The following is a 19,442-nucleotide window of genomic DNA, read 5'->3' on the forward strand; positions in this document are numbered from 1 at the left end:
ACCGCGAGCATCCGTTCTCCATGCAGCAACGCGAAAATCGAATCGGCGTCGCGGCATGATTCCAGTGGAATGCCGTCATGCGGACGTGTGATCAAATAAAAAAATCATGAAAATCGCAACTATAACCGCGTGACCTCTTGACGCTCTTCTGGTATGTTCGCAACCCCAGGGTGGTGCATTTATTTGGATTCAAGCTCGTCTATTTTTGAATCCATTGTTTGGTCGTCTGTGAAAGCTGAATGCAGGGAGGGGTGCGATGAGGAAAGTTCAAAGTCTTGAAAAGAGGCGTGGCTTTACGCTCGTTGAGTTGCTGGTTGTGATTGCCATCATTGGGATTCTTGTCGGTTTATTGTTGCCAGCGGTGCAAGCGGCTAGAGAGGCCGCTCGCCGAATGCAATGCAGCAATCACCTCAAGCAGATTGGACTCGCAATTCACAACTACCACGACACGTTTGGCAAACTTCCGCCAGGAGGGATGCCCGAAGGCGATCCGAACATAACGAACCAGGCTCAAGCTTCATGGTTGGTTCGTATTCTACCGTTCATCGAACAGACAGCGATCTACGATCAAGCCACCTTCGTCGGTACGGATTGGGTAGGGACGGGGACCGATCGCAACTGGAAGATTAAGGACGGGACGGTGATCGATATTTACGACTGTCCCTCGAGCGATCTCCCGAACGTTCAAACCGACAATACCAGTGGAGGAACGCGCGGACTGGGGGCTCCCACCGTGATCACCGTGCAGGTGCCCAGCTATGTCGGTATCGCAGGAACGTCCCAAGATCCAAGCAATATCGCAGCGCGAGTCTCACCGTCGGTCAACGGCGTGGGGCACCAGAGTTTTAATGGCGTCATGCCGATTTCCAGCAACTTGGCCAATCCTACCACGCCGGTCCTGAAGTTTCGCGACATTCTCGATGGAACCAGCAATACGTTCTGCGTGGGGGAACAGTCTTCCTCGCTTCGTGAGCAGTCGACGGGCGCTTCGCGTTTGCGTGACTGTCGCTCTGGGAATCGTCGCGGGGGAATGTGGTCCAGCGGGAACGCGATTGGGAATGCCAATTCCCAAGCGTACAATTTGACGACGATTATGCGCCCAGTGAACTCGAGTATCTATGTGAATAATTCCTGTTCCGAATTTCACGGCCTCGCGAAGAATACAACCCTGCGTTCGAACCACCCCGGCGGAGCCCAGTTTGCTGTGGCCGATGGAGCGGTACGCTTTGTTTCTGAAACCATAGACTACTTGAACCTAATCAAACTGGCCGATCGCCACGATGGACTCGTGCAATCGGGACTATAAAGTGTGAGCGATTCCGACCCGACCTGATGCAACAATCGGAGTCGAGGTCGTTTAGGAATAGAATGCGTCGACAATGCGATTCCTATTCGTGAAAATTCGTCGCCGTACCCGTTGAGGCGAAACGGGAGCTCGTCAGGCGGGTTGGCATAAATGCTGAAATCGATTGAGTCCGCGAGCTGCGATGCGGAGAACGATTTCGATAGGTTCGAATCTCTGAAATTGTTTTGGGCCGCCGGGAACGGCGGTCCTTTGAGGAAAGGAGCGTCAGCTGTGAGTCGGCAAAAATCTGTCATCAGCGATTTCTTCCAGCACATAGCATGTCTGTTCATTGTGTTGTGTTTGTCGGTCTCTACAGGCTGCAGCGGATCGGATCCGATGCTCGCCGATGTGCGGGGACGAGTAACCGATCTCGGCCAGCCGTTGGCTGGCGTGACGTTGCTGTTTGTCCCCGAGAGCGGCAATGGCGCACCGTCCGAAGCGGTGACCAATCCTAACGGCGAATATGTCTTGGATTATGCCAACGGAGAAGCGGGGGCACGAATGGGCAAGCAGACGGTCCTTCTTACCGTGACACAGCCGACAGGGAACGAGAGCAAACCGACGACACCGGCGGGCTACAGCAAACAGATTGATGTTGTCGCTGGCGAAAACGAGTTCGATTTTGACCTGTCGGAATTCTAGCATCGCCCACATTCGTTGCCCCACGTCAGGGGGCACTAGCGAAGGGCTAACCAGTGTTTGTGCTTAAGCATTATTGGCAACCCGAAGCGTAAGCCAGGCACCGCGTGAATTCCTTGCTTACGCGTCGGGTTACCATTTCCAGAGACGCTCCAGTTTGAAACACTGAATAGCCCTGGGTACTAGCGGACACGCGAGTTCGGGTTGCCGCGCCGCGCAATCGCTTGAAGCGACTGGCGGCACCAAAATCGGAATCCCCATCGCTAGGGAACCATGCCTGGCGATCAGTTCTTTGCCGGGATCCGGTTCAGCGTGTAGTAGGCGTTGGAGTGTAGCAGCGGTTGCCCCTCGGTATCACGGACGCCGGGCGCGTTTAGTTCGTGAACGAAGTACCGACGCAGCGGGTCGACTTTCAATCGAACGCGGCGGCCGTCAGCCGACACCTCGACTGGTTTTACGTTTAAGACGCGGTCTTGAATTTCATCGCTCCCATATCCCGATTGGTAACGATAGGTGTAGCTGAGGATCGAATACGAATCGGCGTCCTGCAAGCTGTCGCGATCCATCGGTTTGGTGAAGACCAATTCGAATCCGTCGGGCGTCGCTCGCATCTCTTGGATTTCGGTCGGCATTTTGCCGGTCCAAACCAACCGCTGCAAACCGTACGAAGCCTCTCCAAGGCTGCTCCATCCACGATTGGTCAGTCCCACAAAAACGCTTCCATCGTGTCCCTGTGTCAGCCTCAGCACGGCCGATCCCAATCCGCGGCGGAAGGGAAAACAAGCGCCCTGATATTCGCCGCCGACCTTTTCCAGAAAGACACGATTGATCGACGCTTGGGTGAATTCGCCAATCAACAGTTGCCCAGCAAACGGACCGAAGCCCCCTTCGCTTGCATCCAACATCACGTCGGTCGTCGATTGCCCCATCTTCTTGTAGGGAAACCAGACCGCCGGCGGTTTCATCGCTGGCATCCGCTGCAGCGCTTCGGGCAATGCCAGCCCGTCGGGAACCTGATCGATCCCCTTCAGCGTCGATCCCGGTTGACTCATCGACGCGAGCGCTTCGGCGTGATGAAAGAAAACACCGCTGCGCATGTGATGCAGCGAATTCGTAGCGACCCAGTTCCCTTGCTGGTCGGTATAAAACATGTCGCCCGCCGCGTTAGCGCCCAAGCCCGACGGCGATCGCATCCCGGCGCAAACGGGACTCAGCTTTCCGGTCGGATCGACCATCATCCCCCAACCACGCCATAGCCCCTGGCGATAGCCGAGTTTGGGATCGCTGACTGCATATTGCTGCTGGGACTTGTTCAGCCCCAAGCCGATGTTCAGCGTCAGCCACAGATTTCCTTGCCCATCCAGCTTCGGACCGTAAGCGTATTCGTGATAGTGCCCCGTCACGCCCCAGCCTTTGGCTACCGTCAAGTATTCGTCGGCAACATCGTCGCCGTCGAGGTCGGCGAGCCGAGTGAGCTCGCTCCGCTGGACACAGTAATACGCGTCGTTATGTTTCAACAACCCCAACGGTTCGTGCAGCGCCGACGCAAAACGATGGTATTGGACATTGGAGGGCGGATCGTCGTAGACGCCGTCCAAAAACCAGACCTCTCCCTTGCGGATCGCGACGGCAATCCGAGAATCATCGACCCGCGTGATCCCACTGACCTCCAACGCCAGCCCATCGGGAGCCGGTTTCCAATTCTGCGATCGCGACGCAGTTTGCGCCTTGGGAGTGCTGATCGAAATGATTCGGTAGTAGTCCGCTTCGTCGGCAGCAGCACAAGGCAAGGCGGCCAGGACGAACAACAATAGAGTGATCGGAAACTTCATAATCAATGGCCGTGGGGGCTGATAGCAGGCAGCAAACGGGCGAGACGTTGAAATGTGGAAGCCAAGATCTTAGCAGATTCCCCCACGTGGTGGCGAATCACAGCAAGGATCCGCTAGGACAACTCATTTTTTCAAACGGCAGCGTCTCAGCAAACGGTAATCCGACGCGTAAGCGAGAGATTCACGCGGTGCCTCGGCTTACGCGTCGGGTTGCCAACGATGCCTATTGGCCTGAAGGAATCGCCAGGGCGAATCCGTTTTTGAATTTGAGGTATCAGCCGACAAGCCGATAGCGTCCGGTTCCGTGTCGGTGCCGAACCGAACGCTATCGCGTGGCGGCTGATTGGCGTGGATACCAAACCGGATGGCTGTCGGCGATCAGTGCGCTTCCAACCAGTTGTTACCAACACCGGTTTCGACCACGATCGGCACACTCATCGGAAACGCCGTCCGCATCGCTTCTTCGATCAACGGGATCGCCGTCTCCTGTTCCGACTTGTGCAGATCGAAGACGATTTCATCGTGGACGGTCAGCAGCATCTTGGTCTTCATCTCCGCAGCCTTCAGCGCCGCGTGGACCTTGATCATCGCCAGCTTCAACATGTCGGCGGCGGTTCCCTGAATCGGACTGTTCATCGCCAACCGTTCCGACGCGGTGCGAGCGGAATGATTCCGCGAGGTGATGTCGCGGAGATACCGACGCCGGCCGGTCTTGGTGACGACGTAACCGTTCTCTTTGGCAAACTCGATCGTCGCGTCGATGTAGGTCTGAACGCCGGGATACTTTTCAAAGTAGTTGTCGATCAGCTCCGACGCTTCGCCGCGAGGTATGTTCAACCGCTGCTGCAACCCAAAAGCGGAGATGCCGTACAGGATGCCGAAGTTCACCGTCTTGGCTTTGTCGCGCATCTCGCGAGTGACGTCGGCAAGATCGACTTTATAGACCTTCGACGCGGTGACCGAATGGATATCCTCGCCGCTGGTAAAAGCTTCGATCATCCCGGCGTCTTGGCTCAATTCCGCCATGATCCGCAATTCGATCTGCGAATAATCGGCCGAGAGGATCAGATAGTCGTCGTTGCGAGGCACAAACGCCGCGCGAATCTCTTTGCCTCGCGCCTTGCGGATCGGAATCGTTTGCAGGTTCGGATCGTTCGACTGCATCCGCCCCGTTGCGGTCCAGGTCTGGCTGTAATGCGTGTGTAATCGGCCGGTCTTCGGATTCACCGCGGCCGGCAATTGATCGACATAGGTGCTCTTCAATTTGACCGCGCTGCGGTAATCGAGGATATCTTGCACGATCTCGTGCCGCCCGGAGAGCCGCAGCAGTTCCGATTCGCGAGTCGAATATTGCCCCGTCGCCGTCTTTTTCGGCTTGTTGTCGATCTGCAGCTCCTCGAACAACACGACGCCCAATTGCTTTGGCGAATCGATGTTAAAATCCCGTCCGGCGGCGGAGTGAATTCGCGCCGTCAGATCGGCAATCTCCCCTTCGAGATGTTTGGAATAGATCGCCAGCGAATCGACATCCAAACGGATCCCCTCGAATTCCATATCGACCAGCACGGGGATCAACGGGCATTCGACTTCGTAACAGACCTGGCCGACGCCTCGCTTTTCGATATCGTCTCGCAGCACATCGTTTACCCGCCAGGTGACATCGGCATCTTCGCAGGCGTATTCCGCCAGCTGTTCCAGCGGCACGTCGCGCATGTTCTTCTGATCTTTTCCCTTGGGACCAATCAGATCGCTGGTCGGGATCGGCGTGTAGCCCAGATACAGCTTTGCCAGATAATCGAGTCCGTGGCGCATCTCGGGTTCTTTCATCGAATGCGCGAGCATCGTATCGAACAACGTGCCGCGGACTTCGGTCCCCTGCCACTTCAACAGCGTGACGTCATATTTAAGGTTGTGCCCCACCTTTTCGATCGCTTCGTTTTCGAAGACCGGTCGAAACTGCTCCAACACTTCTTTTGTCGCTTCGGCCGATTCGCCACAGACGACGTAATACGCCTGGTTCGGTGCGAAGGAAAACGACATTCCCAACGGTTCCGCTTCGCGAGGGTTCAGCCCCGTCGTTTCGGTATCGAAACAGATCCGTTTTTGCCCCAACAGCGTCTCGATTAGATCAGCCCGTTCCGCGGCGGTCGTGATCGTGTGGTATTCGTGTGGCGAGTTGCGAATGGTTTTCTCGTCGACAGGTTCGTCGAAGAACAATTGCTGTTGGATCTCGGCTTCCCGTTTCTCGCGGACAACTTTGGCTTTGGTCGCTCCCACGGAGAACGACTTGCCCAACATCCGTTTACCAAACGTCTCAAACTCCAACTCCATAAACAGTTCGCTCAGCCGGTCTTTGTCGAATTCCTTCGCCTTGAGCGAATCGAGATCGATCTGGTGAGGGACATCCAACAGGATCGTCGCCAGCCGTTTGGAAAGGACCGCGTCGTCAGCCCCTTGTTCGACGCGTTCGCGCTGCTTGCCTTTCAGTTTGTCGGTCGATTGCAACAGGTTTTCGATCGATCCAAACTGGGCGATCAATTTCTGTGCCGTCTTTTCCCCGATCCCTTTGATGCCGGGAATATTGTCGCTGGCGTCCCCCATCAAACCCAAGATGTCGATGAACTGTCGGACGTTTTCGAGGCCCCACTTTTCCAACACCTCCGAAACGCCGACCACTTCGTGATTCGAACCCTGACGTCCGGGACGGTAGATGTAAATGTTATCGGTCAGCAGCTGTTGGAAATCTTTATCGGGCGTGACCATGTAGGTCGTAAACTGCTGCTGTTCGGCTTGATGAGCAAGCGTGCCGATGATGTCGTCCGCCTCGTAACCATCGATCGTGATCACCGGGATGTTGAACGCTTCGAACAGACGGAAGACCAGCGGAATCTGGCTCGACAGATCCTCGGGCATCGCGTCGCGCTGCGCTTTGTAGGCGGGATATTCGATGTGCCGGTGGGTGGGAGCGGAGGTGTCGAAGACCGCGGCAATATGCGTCGGTTGCTCCCGCTTCAAAATATCCAGGATGGCGTTGGTCATGCCAAACACCGCCGACGTGCAGACGTTGCCGGAGGTGTAGCGTGGGCTGCGGACCATGGCAAAGTGGGCGCGATAGATCAGCGCCATACCGTCCAACAAGAACAGCCGTTTGATTAGTGCGTCGGTCATCGGCTGTACGTCTCCGGTGGATTAAGCTTTCCCTTTTCTCCCGGCAGTTATGTCGGGTTTGCCAGCGATTGGCAAGAGCCAACCACCGGGGAAAGATCCACCGCAACCGAGCGGCAGCGAGACTGAAGCCCCGGGGCAGACGATCGCCCGGCCCAGCGCAATATGCCGAAGCGATTCTACTCGCGAATCGCCATCTGCCGCACTTGGCCCGCATCCAACGGCGTCAGCACGCCCTGTTGAGGCCGGTTGGCGGTCAGCATCGTGCGGTCGAAGGGCAAGCCGTAAGCGACAAACGCACCGCTGGTGGCGTCCAACACGTACAGCACGGTTCCCGCAGGGGCATTGCGTCCACCACCGGGGAAGTTGGCATCGCCGGTCACCATCACATACTTCGCACCTTTTTCGCCGCGTCCCGCCAGCGCTTCGCCGACGTTGGTGCTGAAGACCGCACCGAACTTCGCCGTCCGCGGATACATCACGTAGCACTGCAATTGTCCGGTGGCGTGATCCAGCACAAACAACCCCTCGGCGTCGCCACTGACACGCCCCGTCGCGATCGAAAATTCATCTCCCGAATCGCTGGCCGTCGCGTTGATCAGATGCGGAGGCAACGAAAAACCTGGGTCGCGGTTTTGGATGCCGACCAGATACCCGATACCGCACAGCAGACAAGCCGCCAACGCGCCGTAAAATCCTTTCATTCCAGCACAACAAGAGGAAGTCTCGTTCATTCTTTTCAACTCCGAACATTGGACAATATAGGGATCGGCCTCCACAAGAACCGGCACGGTGGATTGTACGCCAACGCGCTGCGATTTACGATGCATATCCTTAAACAAATCCACCACTCGGCGAAATCTCAATCGATCGCGGGGCGGACGAATCGCACTACAGATGAATTACGGGAGATAGGACAAGATGGGAATCAACGCACCGCTGAACCGAAAGCTGCGGATGGGGATGGTCGGAGGCGGCCAGGGATCATTCATTGGACGTGTGCATTCGATCGCGGCCTGCCTTGATAACCGCGCCGTCGTCACCGCCGGGGCGCTGTCGAGCAATCCTGAGCGGTCCAAAGCTTCGGCTCCCGATTATGCGATCAGCGAAGACCGGGCCTACGGTTCCTACGAAGACATGTTGGACGGCGAGAGCAAGTTGCCCGACGATCAACGGATCGATTTCGTCAGCATCACCACTCCCAACCACACTCACTTCGAAGTCGCACTGGCAGCTGTCGAAGCCGGCTTCAACGTCGTCTGCGACAAACCGATGACGTTCGATCTTGCCCAAGCCGAACAGCTTGCCAAGGCGGTCGACCAAAGCGATGTGATCTTCGCCCTCTCCCACAACTACACCGGATATCCGCTGATCCGCCAAGCTCGCGAGATGATCGCCAACGGTGACCTCGGCGAGATCCAAGCGATCCGCAGCAACTACATCCAGGGCTGGCTGCGAACCCGCTTGGAAGACTCCGACCAAAAGCAAGCAGCTTGGCGGACCGATCCCACCAAAAGTGGAGCCGCTGGCTGCTTCGGAGACATCGCCACGCACGCGTACAATCTGGGCCGCTATATGACCGGACTGCTGCCCGAACAGATCAGTTGCCATCTGAAAACGTTCGAACCGGGCCGCAAGCTGGACGATTACGGAACCGCCGTGATCCGTTACGAAAACGGAGCCCTGGGAACCGTCACCGCGTCGCAGATCAGCCACGGCCGCGAGAACGACGTCACGATCGAGATCGACGGGACCAAGGGAGCGTTGCAGTGGCGGCAAGAGAACCCGAACGAAATGATCGTTCGCGCCAACGGCCAGCCGCACAAGATCTACACCCGCGACCCGAACGCACCGCACACAACCGCCGGTGCGGCAGCGGCTTGCCGTTTGCCAAGCGGTCACCCCGAAGGCTTCTTCGAAGCGTTTGCCAACGTCTACGCATCGGCCTTCGACGCGATGGTCGCGCGAGCCGAAGGGGGCCCAATCGAACGGGTCAACACGATCTACCCGAACGTCAACGATGGCGTTGAAGGAATGTACTTCATCCAACAGTGCGTCGCCAGCAGCAAGCAAGACGCGGCTTGGTTGCCGCTGAAGCACGAGCGTGCTCGCAGGTAGGTTGAGTGTAACGATGGACGCAACTTTGGAACCTGGATCGGTCGCGGTGATTCTACCCGCGGCCGGGACCAGCCGTCGCTTTGGCGGCCCGCAATCGAAGATCTTTGCCACCCTGGCGGGACATCCCGTCTGGTGGCACGCGGCAAATCGGCTGCGCTCGTTTTCCGAAGTCGGACAGATCGTGATCGCGATCCATCCCGACGACCGCCCGCGGTGGGAGAGCGAATTCGCCGATGCGGTCGCGTCGCTGCGGATCGATCTAGTCGATGGGGGCGGCGAGCGATACGAGAGCGTGCTGCGAGCGATCGAGCGGATCGAAGGGGCTTCGTTTATCGCCGTCCACGATGCCGCGCGACCTCTGGTTTCGCATACCGATCTGCAGCGTTTGTTCGACGCCGCAACAACCCGCGACGCCGTCATGCTGGCGACTCCCGTCCGCGGTACGATCAAGCGATCCGACGACGAATCGATAGTTCAGACAACCGTCGACCGTTCGCGATTGTGGGAAGCGCAAACGCCGCAGATGTTCCGCCGCGAACTGTTGATCGACGCCTACGCTCGCTGGCGCGGCTGGCCTGTGACCGATGACGCCAGTCTCGTCGAACGCGCCGGCGGCAAGGTCTTCCTTGTCGAAGGCTCGCCGATGAATTTGAAAATCACCGGTCCCGACGACCTGCTGTTGGCCGAAGCCATCCTTCAAGCATCGCGATAACGAAACCGAACCGCAGCGTAGCTCGCTGCGATCAGGGCCTGAGCGATTCGATTCTCAGCTTCACTCTTTAATCAGCGGCGTGATCTGTTTGCTGTCGATCTCGATCTTGAAGATGTTCTTCGCGTGCGGATCGGCGACGAACAGGTTCCCCTCGTGGATCGCGAGTCCAACGGGATTGATCAGCGGCGGGCCAGCTAACCACTGTTCCGGTTTGCCGCCAGCGGGAATCCGCCAAACCGCTTTGGCATATCCGTCGGTGACAAACGCGTCGCCCGAATCGGTGACGACAACGTTGTGAGGGAATTGAAACGGGCGATCGCTGACGACCGGCGTCGCTTTGCCCGCCGAATCGATCCGCACCAATTGGTCCTTGTCCTGCGTAACGGCCCACAACTGGCCTTGGGGATCGAGGCTCAGCCCCCGCGTGTTGACCTGCGCGAACGTTTCGACTTTGCCCCCGGCCAAGGGAAATCGGACGATTGTCCGCGTCTCCAAATCGGCGACGTAGACGTTTTCGTCGGCATCGACGGCGATGCTCATCGGGATTCCGATCCCGCCGGCCGTCAGTGGCTGCGGTTCGCCGCCAGCCGCTGCGATTCGATAGACCTCGCGCGTCGGCGTGTCGCCGATCAACAAGTCACCATCGGGAAGGATCGCGACGCACCGCGGTCGGTTCAGCGGTTTGCGAATCCATTTCGATCCGCGGACGAAGAGCGTCGGCTGGCCCTCGGCTGACAACTTCCAAACGCCCGGCAGATCGAGATCGACAACATACGCCTCCGCCGCATCGACTGCGATTGCTAGCGGATACTTCGGCCGGCTGGCAGTCTCCTCGTCGACGGTTTCTTCTGCGGACAAACCACCGAGCAGTGCGACCGACAGGGCGGCCACTTGAGCGAAAGTACAGACGAATTTCATGCGACCGGCGGCCCAATGTAAAGATATGACGGTTAGGGAAAGTTTGACGAATTTAACGGTTTTACTGATTGAGCAGAGTTTGCCGGACGATAACACATAAACAGCTTTCTATCATTCCAGCGGACCGCCGCGCTTTGCGACAACGCTCGGAAGTCAGAACTTTAGGTTGGTTATTATGATCACGACTCATCCACTCTCTCGAATCCAGTGCTCGCTCGCTCTGGCGTTTGCCATGATTCTAACGAATCTCGCGACCGCTGCCGAGGATCAAACGGTTCCAACGAACAGCTTGCGTGCACCGGTCAAACCGAAACAAACTTGGGTCCCCGAAGCGACTCCGGCAGCCGAAGCGGCCGCCGCGCCGCAGACGGTCGAACCACCAGCCGAAGCGCAGACGCTGGTTTCGCATCCCCAGCAACCGACCAACGCTCGGCGACAATACGCTCCCGCACCGCAACCGGCTCGCGTCGGCAGCGGCGCGGCCAGCTCGCGCCCGAAAACGGCGGTCCGTCGCCCCGCGGCAAAACCCAATTCACCGAACTGGTTGGGCGTCAAACAGGTCGGCTACAACGAACATTATATCCCCGGCGATGCTGGGATTTACGTCGAAGGCGCACCGTCGTGCGGTTGCGATTCGTGCAGCGGCGGAATCGGCATGGCTTACGATCCGGGCTGCGGTTTTGAACCCAGTTGTGGTTTTGAACCGAGCTGTGGATTCGAAGGGGCCGGCTGCACCGGCGACGCCTGCGGAATCGGTTGCGGATGCAACGCCTGCGTCGAACCTGGCTGCGCTCCTTGCGATCCGTTTGGATGGTGGGATTGGCGACGAACCGAATTTTTCGTCGGCGTGCAAGGCTTCAAAGGACCGCCCAACTTCGCTTCGGGTAACACCGCCGGACAGCGCGACGGATCGGCCAGCTTCGGTTTTCACCAAGGCTTCAACATGGGCCGACCGCTGTACTTCATCGGCTGCGGTGAGTTCGGTTGGCAGTTTGGTTTGCGAGCGACGCAGAGCAATCTGAGCGGAGCGGAATTTACGACCGACGAACGAACCCAGCTGTTCCTGACCGGTGGCGTTTATCGCCGCGTCGATTGCGGATGGCAGGGTGGCGTGGTCGTCGATTACCTGAGCGATCAATGGTACTACGACGTCGATCTGCTGCAGATTCGCGGCGAATTAAGCTGGAAGGTGTCACCGGTCAACGAGTTTGGTTTCCGATTGACGCAGAGCACGCAGACGAGCGGTTCGGTTGCCCAATTGCTAAACGATGCGGGCGTCAACACGACCACCGAAGCTGGCTTTTTGGCGACCGATCAATATCGCTTCTTCCACCGCCGCACGATGGGCAACGGAGTCGAAGTCGAAGGGAATGTCGGCTTCAGCGGCAGCTCCGACGTGCTGCTTGGAGCGTCGTTCGATGTTCCGATGGGCCGCTGCCTGGAACTGCGAACCGGCTTCGACTACTTGATCCCCGACGATGGCTCTTCGGCCAATGGGAATCAAGAGGAGGGCTGGAACCTGGGAATCTCGTTTGTCTGGACTCCAGGCGGACGGATCGCTGGCGGACGCGACTACTACCGACCGCTGTTTAACGTCGCCGACAACGGCAGCTTCATGGTCGACCGCCGCTAGGTCGGCCGTGTGAGACGAATCGACCAGGATTCTATGTTCCGGTCGAATCGGACTCTTTTGCCGACGACTTCCATCGCCGGCAAAACTTCTCAGCCGGCGCGGCGAGCGTCGGCGCGGCGGCTTCGCACTACAGCGGTCGCTGCCACAGCGGCGATCGCGACGACAGCCACCCAACCGATGTGCGATCCACTGGTTAGATAGTGCAGCGCCGGGGCGGTTTCGCTGGCGACCGAACCGTGGCCGGGATGAGCCAACAGCGTCGATGGGATCAGGACAGCGGTGGTCAGGGTCAACAATGGACGCATCGGAAATCTCGTGGGTTGGTTAACTGTATCGCCGCGCGTTGGCCGGCGTCAGGAAAAGTTGTCTCGTCGGGAAACCGCAACTCGCGGGCTCCGCAGTGCTAGCGATCGCTTCGGCTCGAACCGCCGCCGTCTGAGCTATCAGCCGCCACCGCGGGAACCGCTTCGCAACCTGCGCCGCAAACGATAACATAGGCTCAAGCCGACCGTTATAGCGAGTTGGTCGCGTTTGCCCAGTGGATGTGTTGGTCGCGACCTCGCTTGTGACCTCGATTCCGGGAACCATCAAACCATGTCTGCCACCGAACTTCGCCCCTTGGGACAAACCGATATCAGGGTCTCTCCCGTCGCGATGGGCTGTTGGCCGATCGCCGGAATGACCAGTTTGGAGGTGAACGACGCCGACAGCCTGGCGACGCTCGATGCAGCCTTCGACGCCGGGATCAACTTTTTCGACACCGCATATTGTTACGGTGCCAACGGCGAGAGCGAACGGCTGATCGGCCGCGGCTTGGGAAATCGCCGCGACCAAATCGCGATCGCGACCAAAGGCGGAATCGCTTGGGACGCCGAGGGCCAACGCGTTCAAGACGCTTCCCCCGCGACGCTTCGCCGCCAATGCGACGAGAGTCTGCAGCGGTTGGGAACCGACCGCGTCGAACTGCTCTATCTGCACGGTCCCGATCCGAACGTTCCGGTGTCCGAATCGGCGGGCGAACTGAAACGTTTGATGGACGCTGGCAAGACCCGCAGTGTGGGCGTTTCGAATTTCAACGTCGAACAACTGGAAGAATTCCACGCCGTCTGCCCGATCTCCGCCGTCCAGCCTCACTTCAATATGTTGCAGCAGGAGATCACACACGACATCCTGCCCTGGTGCGAAGCCAACGGCGCTTCGGCAATCATCTATTGGCCGCTGATGAAGGGGCTGTTGGCAGGCAAATTGTCTCGCGACCACCAGTTCGCTCCAGGCGATGGCCGCGCGAAATACCCGATGTTCCAGGGGGATGAGTGGCAGAAGAATCAAGACTTTGTCGACGCGCTCCGCAAGCTGGCGATCGAGATCGGCCGAACGGTTTCCGATGTGGTGATCAATTGGACGATTCATCATCCGGGGATCACCGCCGCGCTTTGTGGAGCCAAGCGACCGTACCAAATCAGCGAGACCGCTGCGGCACTCTCCTGGCAGCTTACGACTGACCAAAGGGCAAGGATCGACCAAGCGATCGCCGACCGCGGCCCGGCGGCGGGGCGATCGGCTGTCTAACCAGCCGCTTCAACCGGTACAATCGCGTTGCTCTTTCGCGGAAACTGTCACTCTGCTAGTCGGCCGCAACGATCACCGAATCGCTCTATCTTAACATGGGGCTACCGGGGCGAATCCGTCGCTCCGATTCCAGTGCAAATCGGCGAAGGTATCCCCCGCCACGCGCTGGCGTCCGGTTTTTCAAGCGAACCGAACGCCAGCCCGTGGCGTCTGGAACCCGATGCAAAAAAGCGATTTATCCTGGCCCCGATTTGCATCGTTTTTGGTTGACGAGGTCACAGTTCCCTTGAGACACATCTATCTAGACTTTAACACCACGACGCCGTTGGCCCCTTCGGTCGGCGAAGCGATGCAGCCGTTTTGGGACGAACATTTTCTGTTGCCCACCCAGCAGCATCCCGCCGGCTTGGCGTTGGGTGAGCTCGTCGACACGGCTCGGGAACAGGTAGCCAATCTGTTGGGCTGCGATCCGTTCGAAGTCGTCTTCACATCCGGCGGCACCGAGGCGAACAACCTGGCGATTCTGGGCGTCTGCCGTGCCTGGCAGCAAGCCGGTAAGCCGCCGGGCCGCGTGATCGTCTCGGCCAGCGAGCACGATTCAGTGATCGCCACCGCGAATTCGCTGCAGTTCGACGGCTGGCATATCGAATACCTCGACGTCGATCCCGACGGTCGCGTCGACCCCGAACAACTCGATGCGATGCTTCAGCCCGATACGGCGCTGGTTTGTGTCCAGGCGGCGTGCAGTATTTCCGGCGTTCTGCAACCGGTTCGCCAAGTCGCCGACATCTGCCACGCTCGCGGAGTCCTGTTGCACTGCGATGCGGCTCAACTGGCCGGCAAACAGCCGATCGATACGGGGTCGTTGCGAGCCGACACGATCGCGATCAGCGGTCACAAAATGTATGGCCCCAAGGGAATCGGAGCCCTCTATGTTCGCCGCGGCCTGAAACTATCGCCGATCTTGTACGGCGAAGCTCAAGAGATGGGGCTGCGGCCCGGTTCGGGAAACATCACCGGTGAGATCGGTCTTGGCGCGGCGGCGAGGATGGCCGCGCGAGGTGCTGAGGAGGCCGCTGATGCGATGGCCGCGCTCCGCGACCGGTTCGAAGCCCGAGTGCAACAGGCGGTTTCGCCGATGCCTCGGGTGCTCGGGAGTCAAGTTTCCCGGCTGCCCAACACGTCGCTGATCACGCTGCCCATTCGCGTTCCCTTGCAATTCAACCAAGCGACCTCCGATCTGGTCATCTCCCGTCCTCGTTGTGCTCAACCGCAGGACTGGATGACCCGCTGCCTGGTCGCCATCGGACTCAGCGAACAAGAAATCGCATGCACGCTGCGAGTGAGCGTCGGTTGGACGACGTCGCAGGAATCGGTCGATCAAGCAGCCGACCAGATCATCCGTGCATTGGAAAGCTGATTCGCCGGCAGACTTACGGGCCGACCAGCAACGCTTCGACCCGCGTCAATACTTCGGGCGAGGCAACTTTTTTGCCCGTCACCAGATACGAAAAGTTATCCGCCAAGATCTCCTCGGGATGGATCAAGTATTTGGTGTTCCGTCCCACCTGCGACATGAAGCCGTCCAAGTCGCCCATCGCGTGACCGACGAAGCTGCCATCGTCACGCAAGACCGGTGTCCAGATACCATCTTGTTTTTCAAGCTGCACAAACTGGACCTGCAGATACGCAAAAAAGGACTTCTCGCCGCTGGGATCGTATTCCGCCACGCTGGAAAACAGCACCGGGGCCACATCGACCGGTTGGTCATCGACGTCGACGGTGATGTAGTGCTGCACGATCGGGGCGTCGGGATTGGTGATCCGTCGGTTTTGATCCGCCGCCGGCAACTGCACCTCGTCGCACGGCTCGAATCCAATCGTTGCATAAACTTGGTCGCGCCATTGGGGCGACTGACGCGAGACGATGTGAAACAGTTCGTGAGCCAACAGCCGCAGCATATCCTCGGGGCGGCGGACGATCCGCTTTTCGGGCAACACGATCGCATTGCCCCGTGTGTGCGGCGCCCCCGCTTCGGAATTGCCTTTGGTGCAGACCAGCAAGATCTCTTCGGGCAGCGGCAGATTCCACTCTCCCACACGCGCCGCCAACTGCTCCACCGCCGGGCGTACTGTCTCGATAAACGCATCGGTCCACGGTTGGATGTCTTCGACAGCCGAGCGGCGATAATCGGCGGAACTCACCTCTTCACGCGTGTTCAACCGACTCTGCAAATCGAACCGGCTCAGTCGCTGCGTGAACGTATCCTCCGCCGCTAAAACCTCGGCCCCCTCGGCGACCGTGGCGAAACGGACGACGCATCCGGGAGTCAGCGGGATCTCTTGTCCGAGCATAATTGAACCTTGGGCTGCCAAGATCAGCGTGATCCAAATTCGAAAGTACATCATCGATCGGCTCCGTTAATCTGTGGAAAGCGTTGCAGGCGGTGCCGCCCGATTCTTGTTGGATCCATTATAGGGTAAGCGAACGCCAGCTTGGGGAGCGGGGCCAAGACAGCGTCATTCCACCCGCGTCGCCGCGCGAATCATCCGCCACGCGCTAGCGTCCGGTTCTACCTAGCAACCAAACGCTCCTGTTGCGCGGTCGATCCTCACCAACTCCGCCGCCGTCGGTGCAATCGATGCGTATCCCACGACCGCTACAAAGCGTCCAGCGGGCCCACGGTTTTGGTTTGCCGGGGATCTTGCAACCGGGGCGATTCGAAACCATGTGCAAGAGTTGAACAACGTCCCCGTACCTTGGGTTTCGTTGTATCAGTATCCGCCTCCTTTGGCTATGCGGATTCCACTGCCGGAAGAGAAAGCACGATGAACAAGATCCTGACCGCAACCTCCGCGTCGACCGAAAATCGTCCAGCCGCTAAAGAAAAAGACGCGCGTGCCCGCGGATTCGATAATTCCGAACACTGCATGCATCTGCTCGAAGAGGCGCAGTCGTTGGTCCAACAGTCGCTCACCGACGACCGACCCGGCGCGCCGGAGCTGTCGGTGGTGATCCCCGTCTTCAACGAACGCGAGACGCTGCCGCAAGTGATCGCCGCGGTCCAAGCCCTGCCGATCACGAAAGAAATCATCGTCGTCGACGACGGTAGCAGCGATGGAACCGCCGAATGGCTGGCTAGCCAACGCGGGAAGTCCGGGCTGACGATCGTCCTGCGGCGTCGCAATCGCGGCAAGGGATCCGCCCTGCGAATGGGCTTTCGCCACTGCCGCGGTGAAATCATCGCGATCCAAGATGCCGACCTCGAATACGATCCCCGCGATCTGATGAAAGTCATCCGGCCGATCCAGGATGGGCTCTCCGATATCGCATACGGTTCCCGCTATCTGGGCAACCAAGTGCAGGACCCTTCGTTCTTGCATCGCTTGGGGAATCGCGTGCTGACCGGGCTCAGCAACGTCACGACCGGTCTACGGTTGACCGACATGGAGACCTGTTACAAGGCGTTCCGCCGTGACCTGATCCAAGGGCTGACGCTGCGACAGTGCCGATTTGGATTTGAACCCGAAGTGACGGCCAAGTTGGCTCGCAGCGGCCAAAGGTTCATGGAAGTCCCGATCGAATACCAGAGTCGCGGCTACGACGAGGGGAAGAAGATCGGTTGGCGCGATGGTGTCAACGCGATCTACTGCATGTTACGGTACAGCCGCTGGGATTGAGCCGCCAGTTGGTCCAGGCGGTGCGGATCGAAACGCGGGGCTGAACTTCGAACGTGTTGGAACTTCATCGATGTGGCTTCGCAAACGACTCGCCGACCGCTTTATCCTTCGTCCCTCGCGGCGCGTGGTCGACGATCCACAACCCGCGACGCGGATGATCGTCGACGGACCGCAAGGCGACATCGAATGCTTCGCCGCGCGGAAGCCTGCCGGCACACAAGCCGCAGCGCCGTTGGAACTCGACCAACCGCCGGCCGATCTGCTGATCTTAAAGTTGCCTGGGACAGGCGGCCGCGCCGAGCGATCGACAGCTTTTCCCGCCCTCCTCTTCCAGCCGCGCGATGTCGAAGTCTGGACCTGGAATCCGCCGGGCTACGGACTCAGCCAAGGCTCCGCCTCGCTGCGACACATCCCCGCCGCAGTCCTTGCCGTTTGGGATCATCTGCAACAGCACCGCGTCGGCACCAACTCAAATACGAACACCAAAACCTTGATCGTCGGCAACAGTCTCGGTTCGGTGACCGCGTTGTATTTGGCCAGCCAACGCGCAGCCGACGCGCTGATGATTCGCAACCCGCCGCCGCTTGTCGACATGGTCCGCGACGGCAACGCCTGGTGGAACGCGCATCGCGGCGGAACCTGGATCGCGGCATCGATCGAAGCGAAGATGGACGCCACGACAACCGCCAGCGACTGCCGATTGCCCGCTCTGTTTGTCCAATCGCAGCTCGACGCCCTCGTCCCCGCGCGGCTGCAGCAATCGATCATCGACGCCTACGCCGGCCCGCACCGGCTGGTCGTCCTGCCCGAAGCCGAACACGACACCCCCTACCGCGCCGACGACCTCGACGCGATCCAATCGGGCCTGCAATGGCTGCTGACCGAAATGTTTGACATGCCGCCGGAGTAAAGGCATCCCCCGAACGAGCCCCAAACGCTGGAGTCGAGGCTTCAGCCGACCGAGCCCTTAGCGCTGGAGTAAAGGCTTCAGCCGATTCACGCGCTGCAGCGTTCGCCCAAAGGCTCGAGTCCCAGCTTTTCGGCGCAGCAGAGCCAGAAAATTTGCAGCGTGGTGCCGACGCGCAGAGGCTTCACCGCAACCACGAACTACCGGAAAGTCAAGCTTTTCCGGCACGATTGGTACAAACCGTGCTAGGACGACTCAAGTTGTGAAAAAAGCTTGCCGATAGCCCCTAAGGCGACCTTGCGAGGATGAAAGTGATACAGTAAATTTCGGACACGAGAGGAACGCCGCCTCGGAAACCCAAGTCCCACGAAGGACCTGGGCGTCCCCGGAGCAGCAATCCGCTCCATATTCCCCTGTAGCTCAGTTGGTAGAGCAGGCGGCTGTTAACCGCCTTGTCAGAGGTTCGAGTCCTCTCGGGGGAGCTTTTTCAGTTTTCTGAAAACTAGCGACAAACCATTCAACGCCCGCGGTAGTGCATGACACCCGCGGGCGTTTTTTCGTTTACGCTCGGTTTTTCGCGACGTTTCGACATCGCGGCGTCGACATCGCGGCGTCGAAATTCGAGAGTCTCACTTTTGCAGAGAGAGTCCGGGCCTACGAATCAAACCACCCCGATTCGCCCGACACCCCAGTGAACTCTCTGGTTTCCTGTTTGGCTCGTCGAACTGGTTTACGCGGGCGAGCTTTGACCCGGTCGGAATGGAGTGCCCTAAGAACCTTCTCGCGGAGCGCCCCGCACGGCTGCATTTCAGTTTGACTGAGGTGTGTCAGTCTCGATCGCCATTTGCCAGAGGTCGCATGCTCGACTTCTTTTGCAGCGTCGATCACGTGCTTCGGATCTACAATCCCGATTCAATGTCCGTG

The 19,442-nt window shown here is 58.8% G+C and carries 15 protein-coding genes and 1 tRNA gene; 10 read left to right on the forward strand and 6 right to left on the reverse strand.

Annotation, left to right across the window (positions count from 1 at the left end; translation table 11 throughout):
* Positions 1-256: 256 nt before the first annotated feature.
* Both EC9_RS15150 and EC9_RS15155 read left to right on the forward strand, forming a co-directional pair.
* The gene (locus EC9_RS15150; protein WP_145349165.1) at positions 257-1,306 is read left to right on the forward strand and encodes a DUF1559 domain-containing protein; all 1,050 of its coding nucleotides are present in this window, start codon (positions 257-259) and stop codon (positions 1,304-1,306) included.
* A 270-nt stretch (positions 1,307-1,576) separates the two neighbouring features.
* Entirely contained in the window at positions 1,577-1,987 is a 411-nt protein-coding gene (locus tag EC9_RS15155; RefSeq protein ID WP_145346584.1) for a carboxypeptidase-like regulatory domain-containing protein, read from the forward strand.
* A gap of 281 nt (positions 1,988-2,268) precedes the next feature.
* Here EC9_RS15155 and EC9_RS15160 read toward each other — a convergent pair whose 3' ends face one another.
* From EC9_RS15160 to EC9_RS15170, 3 genes are all read right to left on the reverse strand, one after another.
* A complete protein-coding gene (locus EC9_RS15160) occupies positions 2,269-3,816 on the reverse strand; it encodes a hypothetical protein (protein ID WP_145346585.1) in 1,548 nt (515 codons plus the stop codon).
* A 378-nt stretch (positions 3,817-4,194) separates the two neighbouring features.
* On the reverse strand, positions 4,195-6,984 hold the full coding sequence (gene polA, locus EC9_RS15165; RefSeq protein ID WP_218934161.1) for a DNA polymerase I: 2,790 nt from the start codon (positions 6,982-6,984) through the stop codon (positions 4,195-4,197).
* A gap of 176 nt (positions 6,985-7,160) precedes the next feature.
* Positions 7,161-7,685, reverse strand: coding sequence for a hypothetical protein (locus EC9_RS15170; RefSeq protein ID WP_145346586.1), 525 nt, complete (start codon positions 7,683-7,685; stop codon positions 7,161-7,163).
* Between the two features lie 217 nt (positions 7,686-7,902).
* Here EC9_RS15170 and EC9_RS15175 point away from each other — a divergent pair, with 217 nt between their 5' ends.
* On the forward strand, positions 7,903-9,099 hold the full coding sequence (locus EC9_RS15175; protein ID WP_246105693.1) for a Gfo/Idh/MocA family protein: 1,197 nt from the start codon (positions 7,903-7,905) through the stop codon (positions 9,097-9,099).
* 13 nt (positions 9,100-9,112) lie between these two features.
* Positions 9,113-9,811, forward strand: a complete 699-nt coding sequence (gene ispD, locus EC9_RS15180) for a 2-C-methyl-D-erythritol 4-phosphate cytidylyltransferase (RefSeq protein WP_145346587.1) — start codon at positions 9,113-9,115, stop codon at positions 9,809-9,811.
* A gap of 60 nt (positions 9,812-9,871) precedes the next feature.
* Here ispD and EC9_RS15185 read toward each other — a convergent pair whose 3' ends face one another.
* Positions 9,872-10,729 carry an NHL repeat-containing protein gene (locus EC9_RS15185; protein ID WP_246105694.1) on the reverse strand — a complete coding sequence of 286 codons (858 nt, stop codon included), beginning with the start codon at positions 10,727-10,729 and terminating at the stop codon, positions 9,872-9,874.
* A gap of 232 nt (positions 10,730-10,961) precedes the next feature.
* On the opposite strand from EC9_RS15185, the gene EC9_RS15190 reads away from it, so the two are divergent.
* Positions 10,962-12,362 (forward strand): DUF6666 family protein, encoded by a 1,401-nt coding sequence (locus EC9_RS15190; protein WP_145346588.1) that lies wholly within the window; start codon positions 10,962-10,964, stop codon positions 12,360-12,362.
* Positions 12,363-12,451: 89 nt separating this feature from the next.
* Here EC9_RS15190 and EC9_RS15195 read toward each other — a convergent pair whose 3' ends face one another.
* Positions 12,452-12,667, reverse strand: a complete 216-nt coding sequence (locus tag EC9_RS15195; protein WP_145346589.1) for a hypothetical protein — start codon at positions 12,665-12,667, stop codon at positions 12,452-12,454.
* A gap of 289 nt (positions 12,668-12,956) precedes the next feature.
* Here EC9_RS15195 and EC9_RS15200 point away from each other — a divergent pair, with 289 nt between their 5' ends.
* Both EC9_RS15200 and EC9_RS15205 read left to right on the forward strand, forming a co-directional pair.
* Positions 12,957-13,931: an aldo/keto reductase gene (locus EC9_RS15200; protein WP_145346590.1), complete on the forward strand. Its 975-nt coding sequence runs from the start codon at positions 12,957-12,959 to the stop codon at positions 13,929-13,931.
* A 286-nt stretch (positions 13,932-14,217) separates the two neighbouring features.
* Complete coding sequence (locus EC9_RS15205; protein ID WP_246105695.1) at positions 14,218-15,351, forward strand: cysteine desulfurase family protein; 1,134 nt, start codon at positions 14,218-14,220, stop codon at positions 15,349-15,351.
* A gap of 13 nt (positions 15,352-15,364) precedes the next feature.
* Here the strand turns inward: EC9_RS15205 and EC9_RS15210 are convergent, their stop codons facing one another.
* A complete protein-coding gene (locus EC9_RS15210) occupies positions 15,365-16,339 on the reverse strand; it encodes a hypothetical protein (protein ID WP_145346592.1) in 975 nt (324 codons plus the stop codon).
* A 420-nt stretch (positions 16,340-16,759) separates the two neighbouring features.
* Between EC9_RS15210 and EC9_RS15215 the strand changes: the two genes are divergently transcribed.
* The 3 genes from EC9_RS15215 (at position 16,760) to EC9_RS15225 (ending at position 19,000) form a co-directional block, all read left to right on the forward strand.
* Positions 16,760-17,611, forward strand: a complete 852-nt coding sequence (locus EC9_RS15215) for a glycosyltransferase family 2 protein (protein WP_246105696.1) — start codon at positions 16,760-16,762, stop codon at positions 17,609-17,611.
* Between the two features lie 70 nt (positions 17,612-17,681).
* Positions 17,682-18,521, forward strand: coding sequence for an alpha/beta hydrolase (locus EC9_RS15220; protein WP_145346593.1), 840 nt, complete (start codon positions 17,682-17,684; stop codon positions 18,519-18,521).
* A gap of 406 nt (positions 18,522-18,927) precedes the next feature.
* A tRNA-Asn gene (locus EC9_RS15225) sits at positions 18,928-19,000 on the forward strand.
* Positions 19,001-19,442: the final 442 nt, after the last annotated feature.

This window comes from Rosistilla ulvae, assembly GCF_007741475.1.
GTDB lineage: Bacteria > Planctomycetota > Planctomycetia > Pirellulales > Pirellulaceae > Rosistilla > Rosistilla ulvae.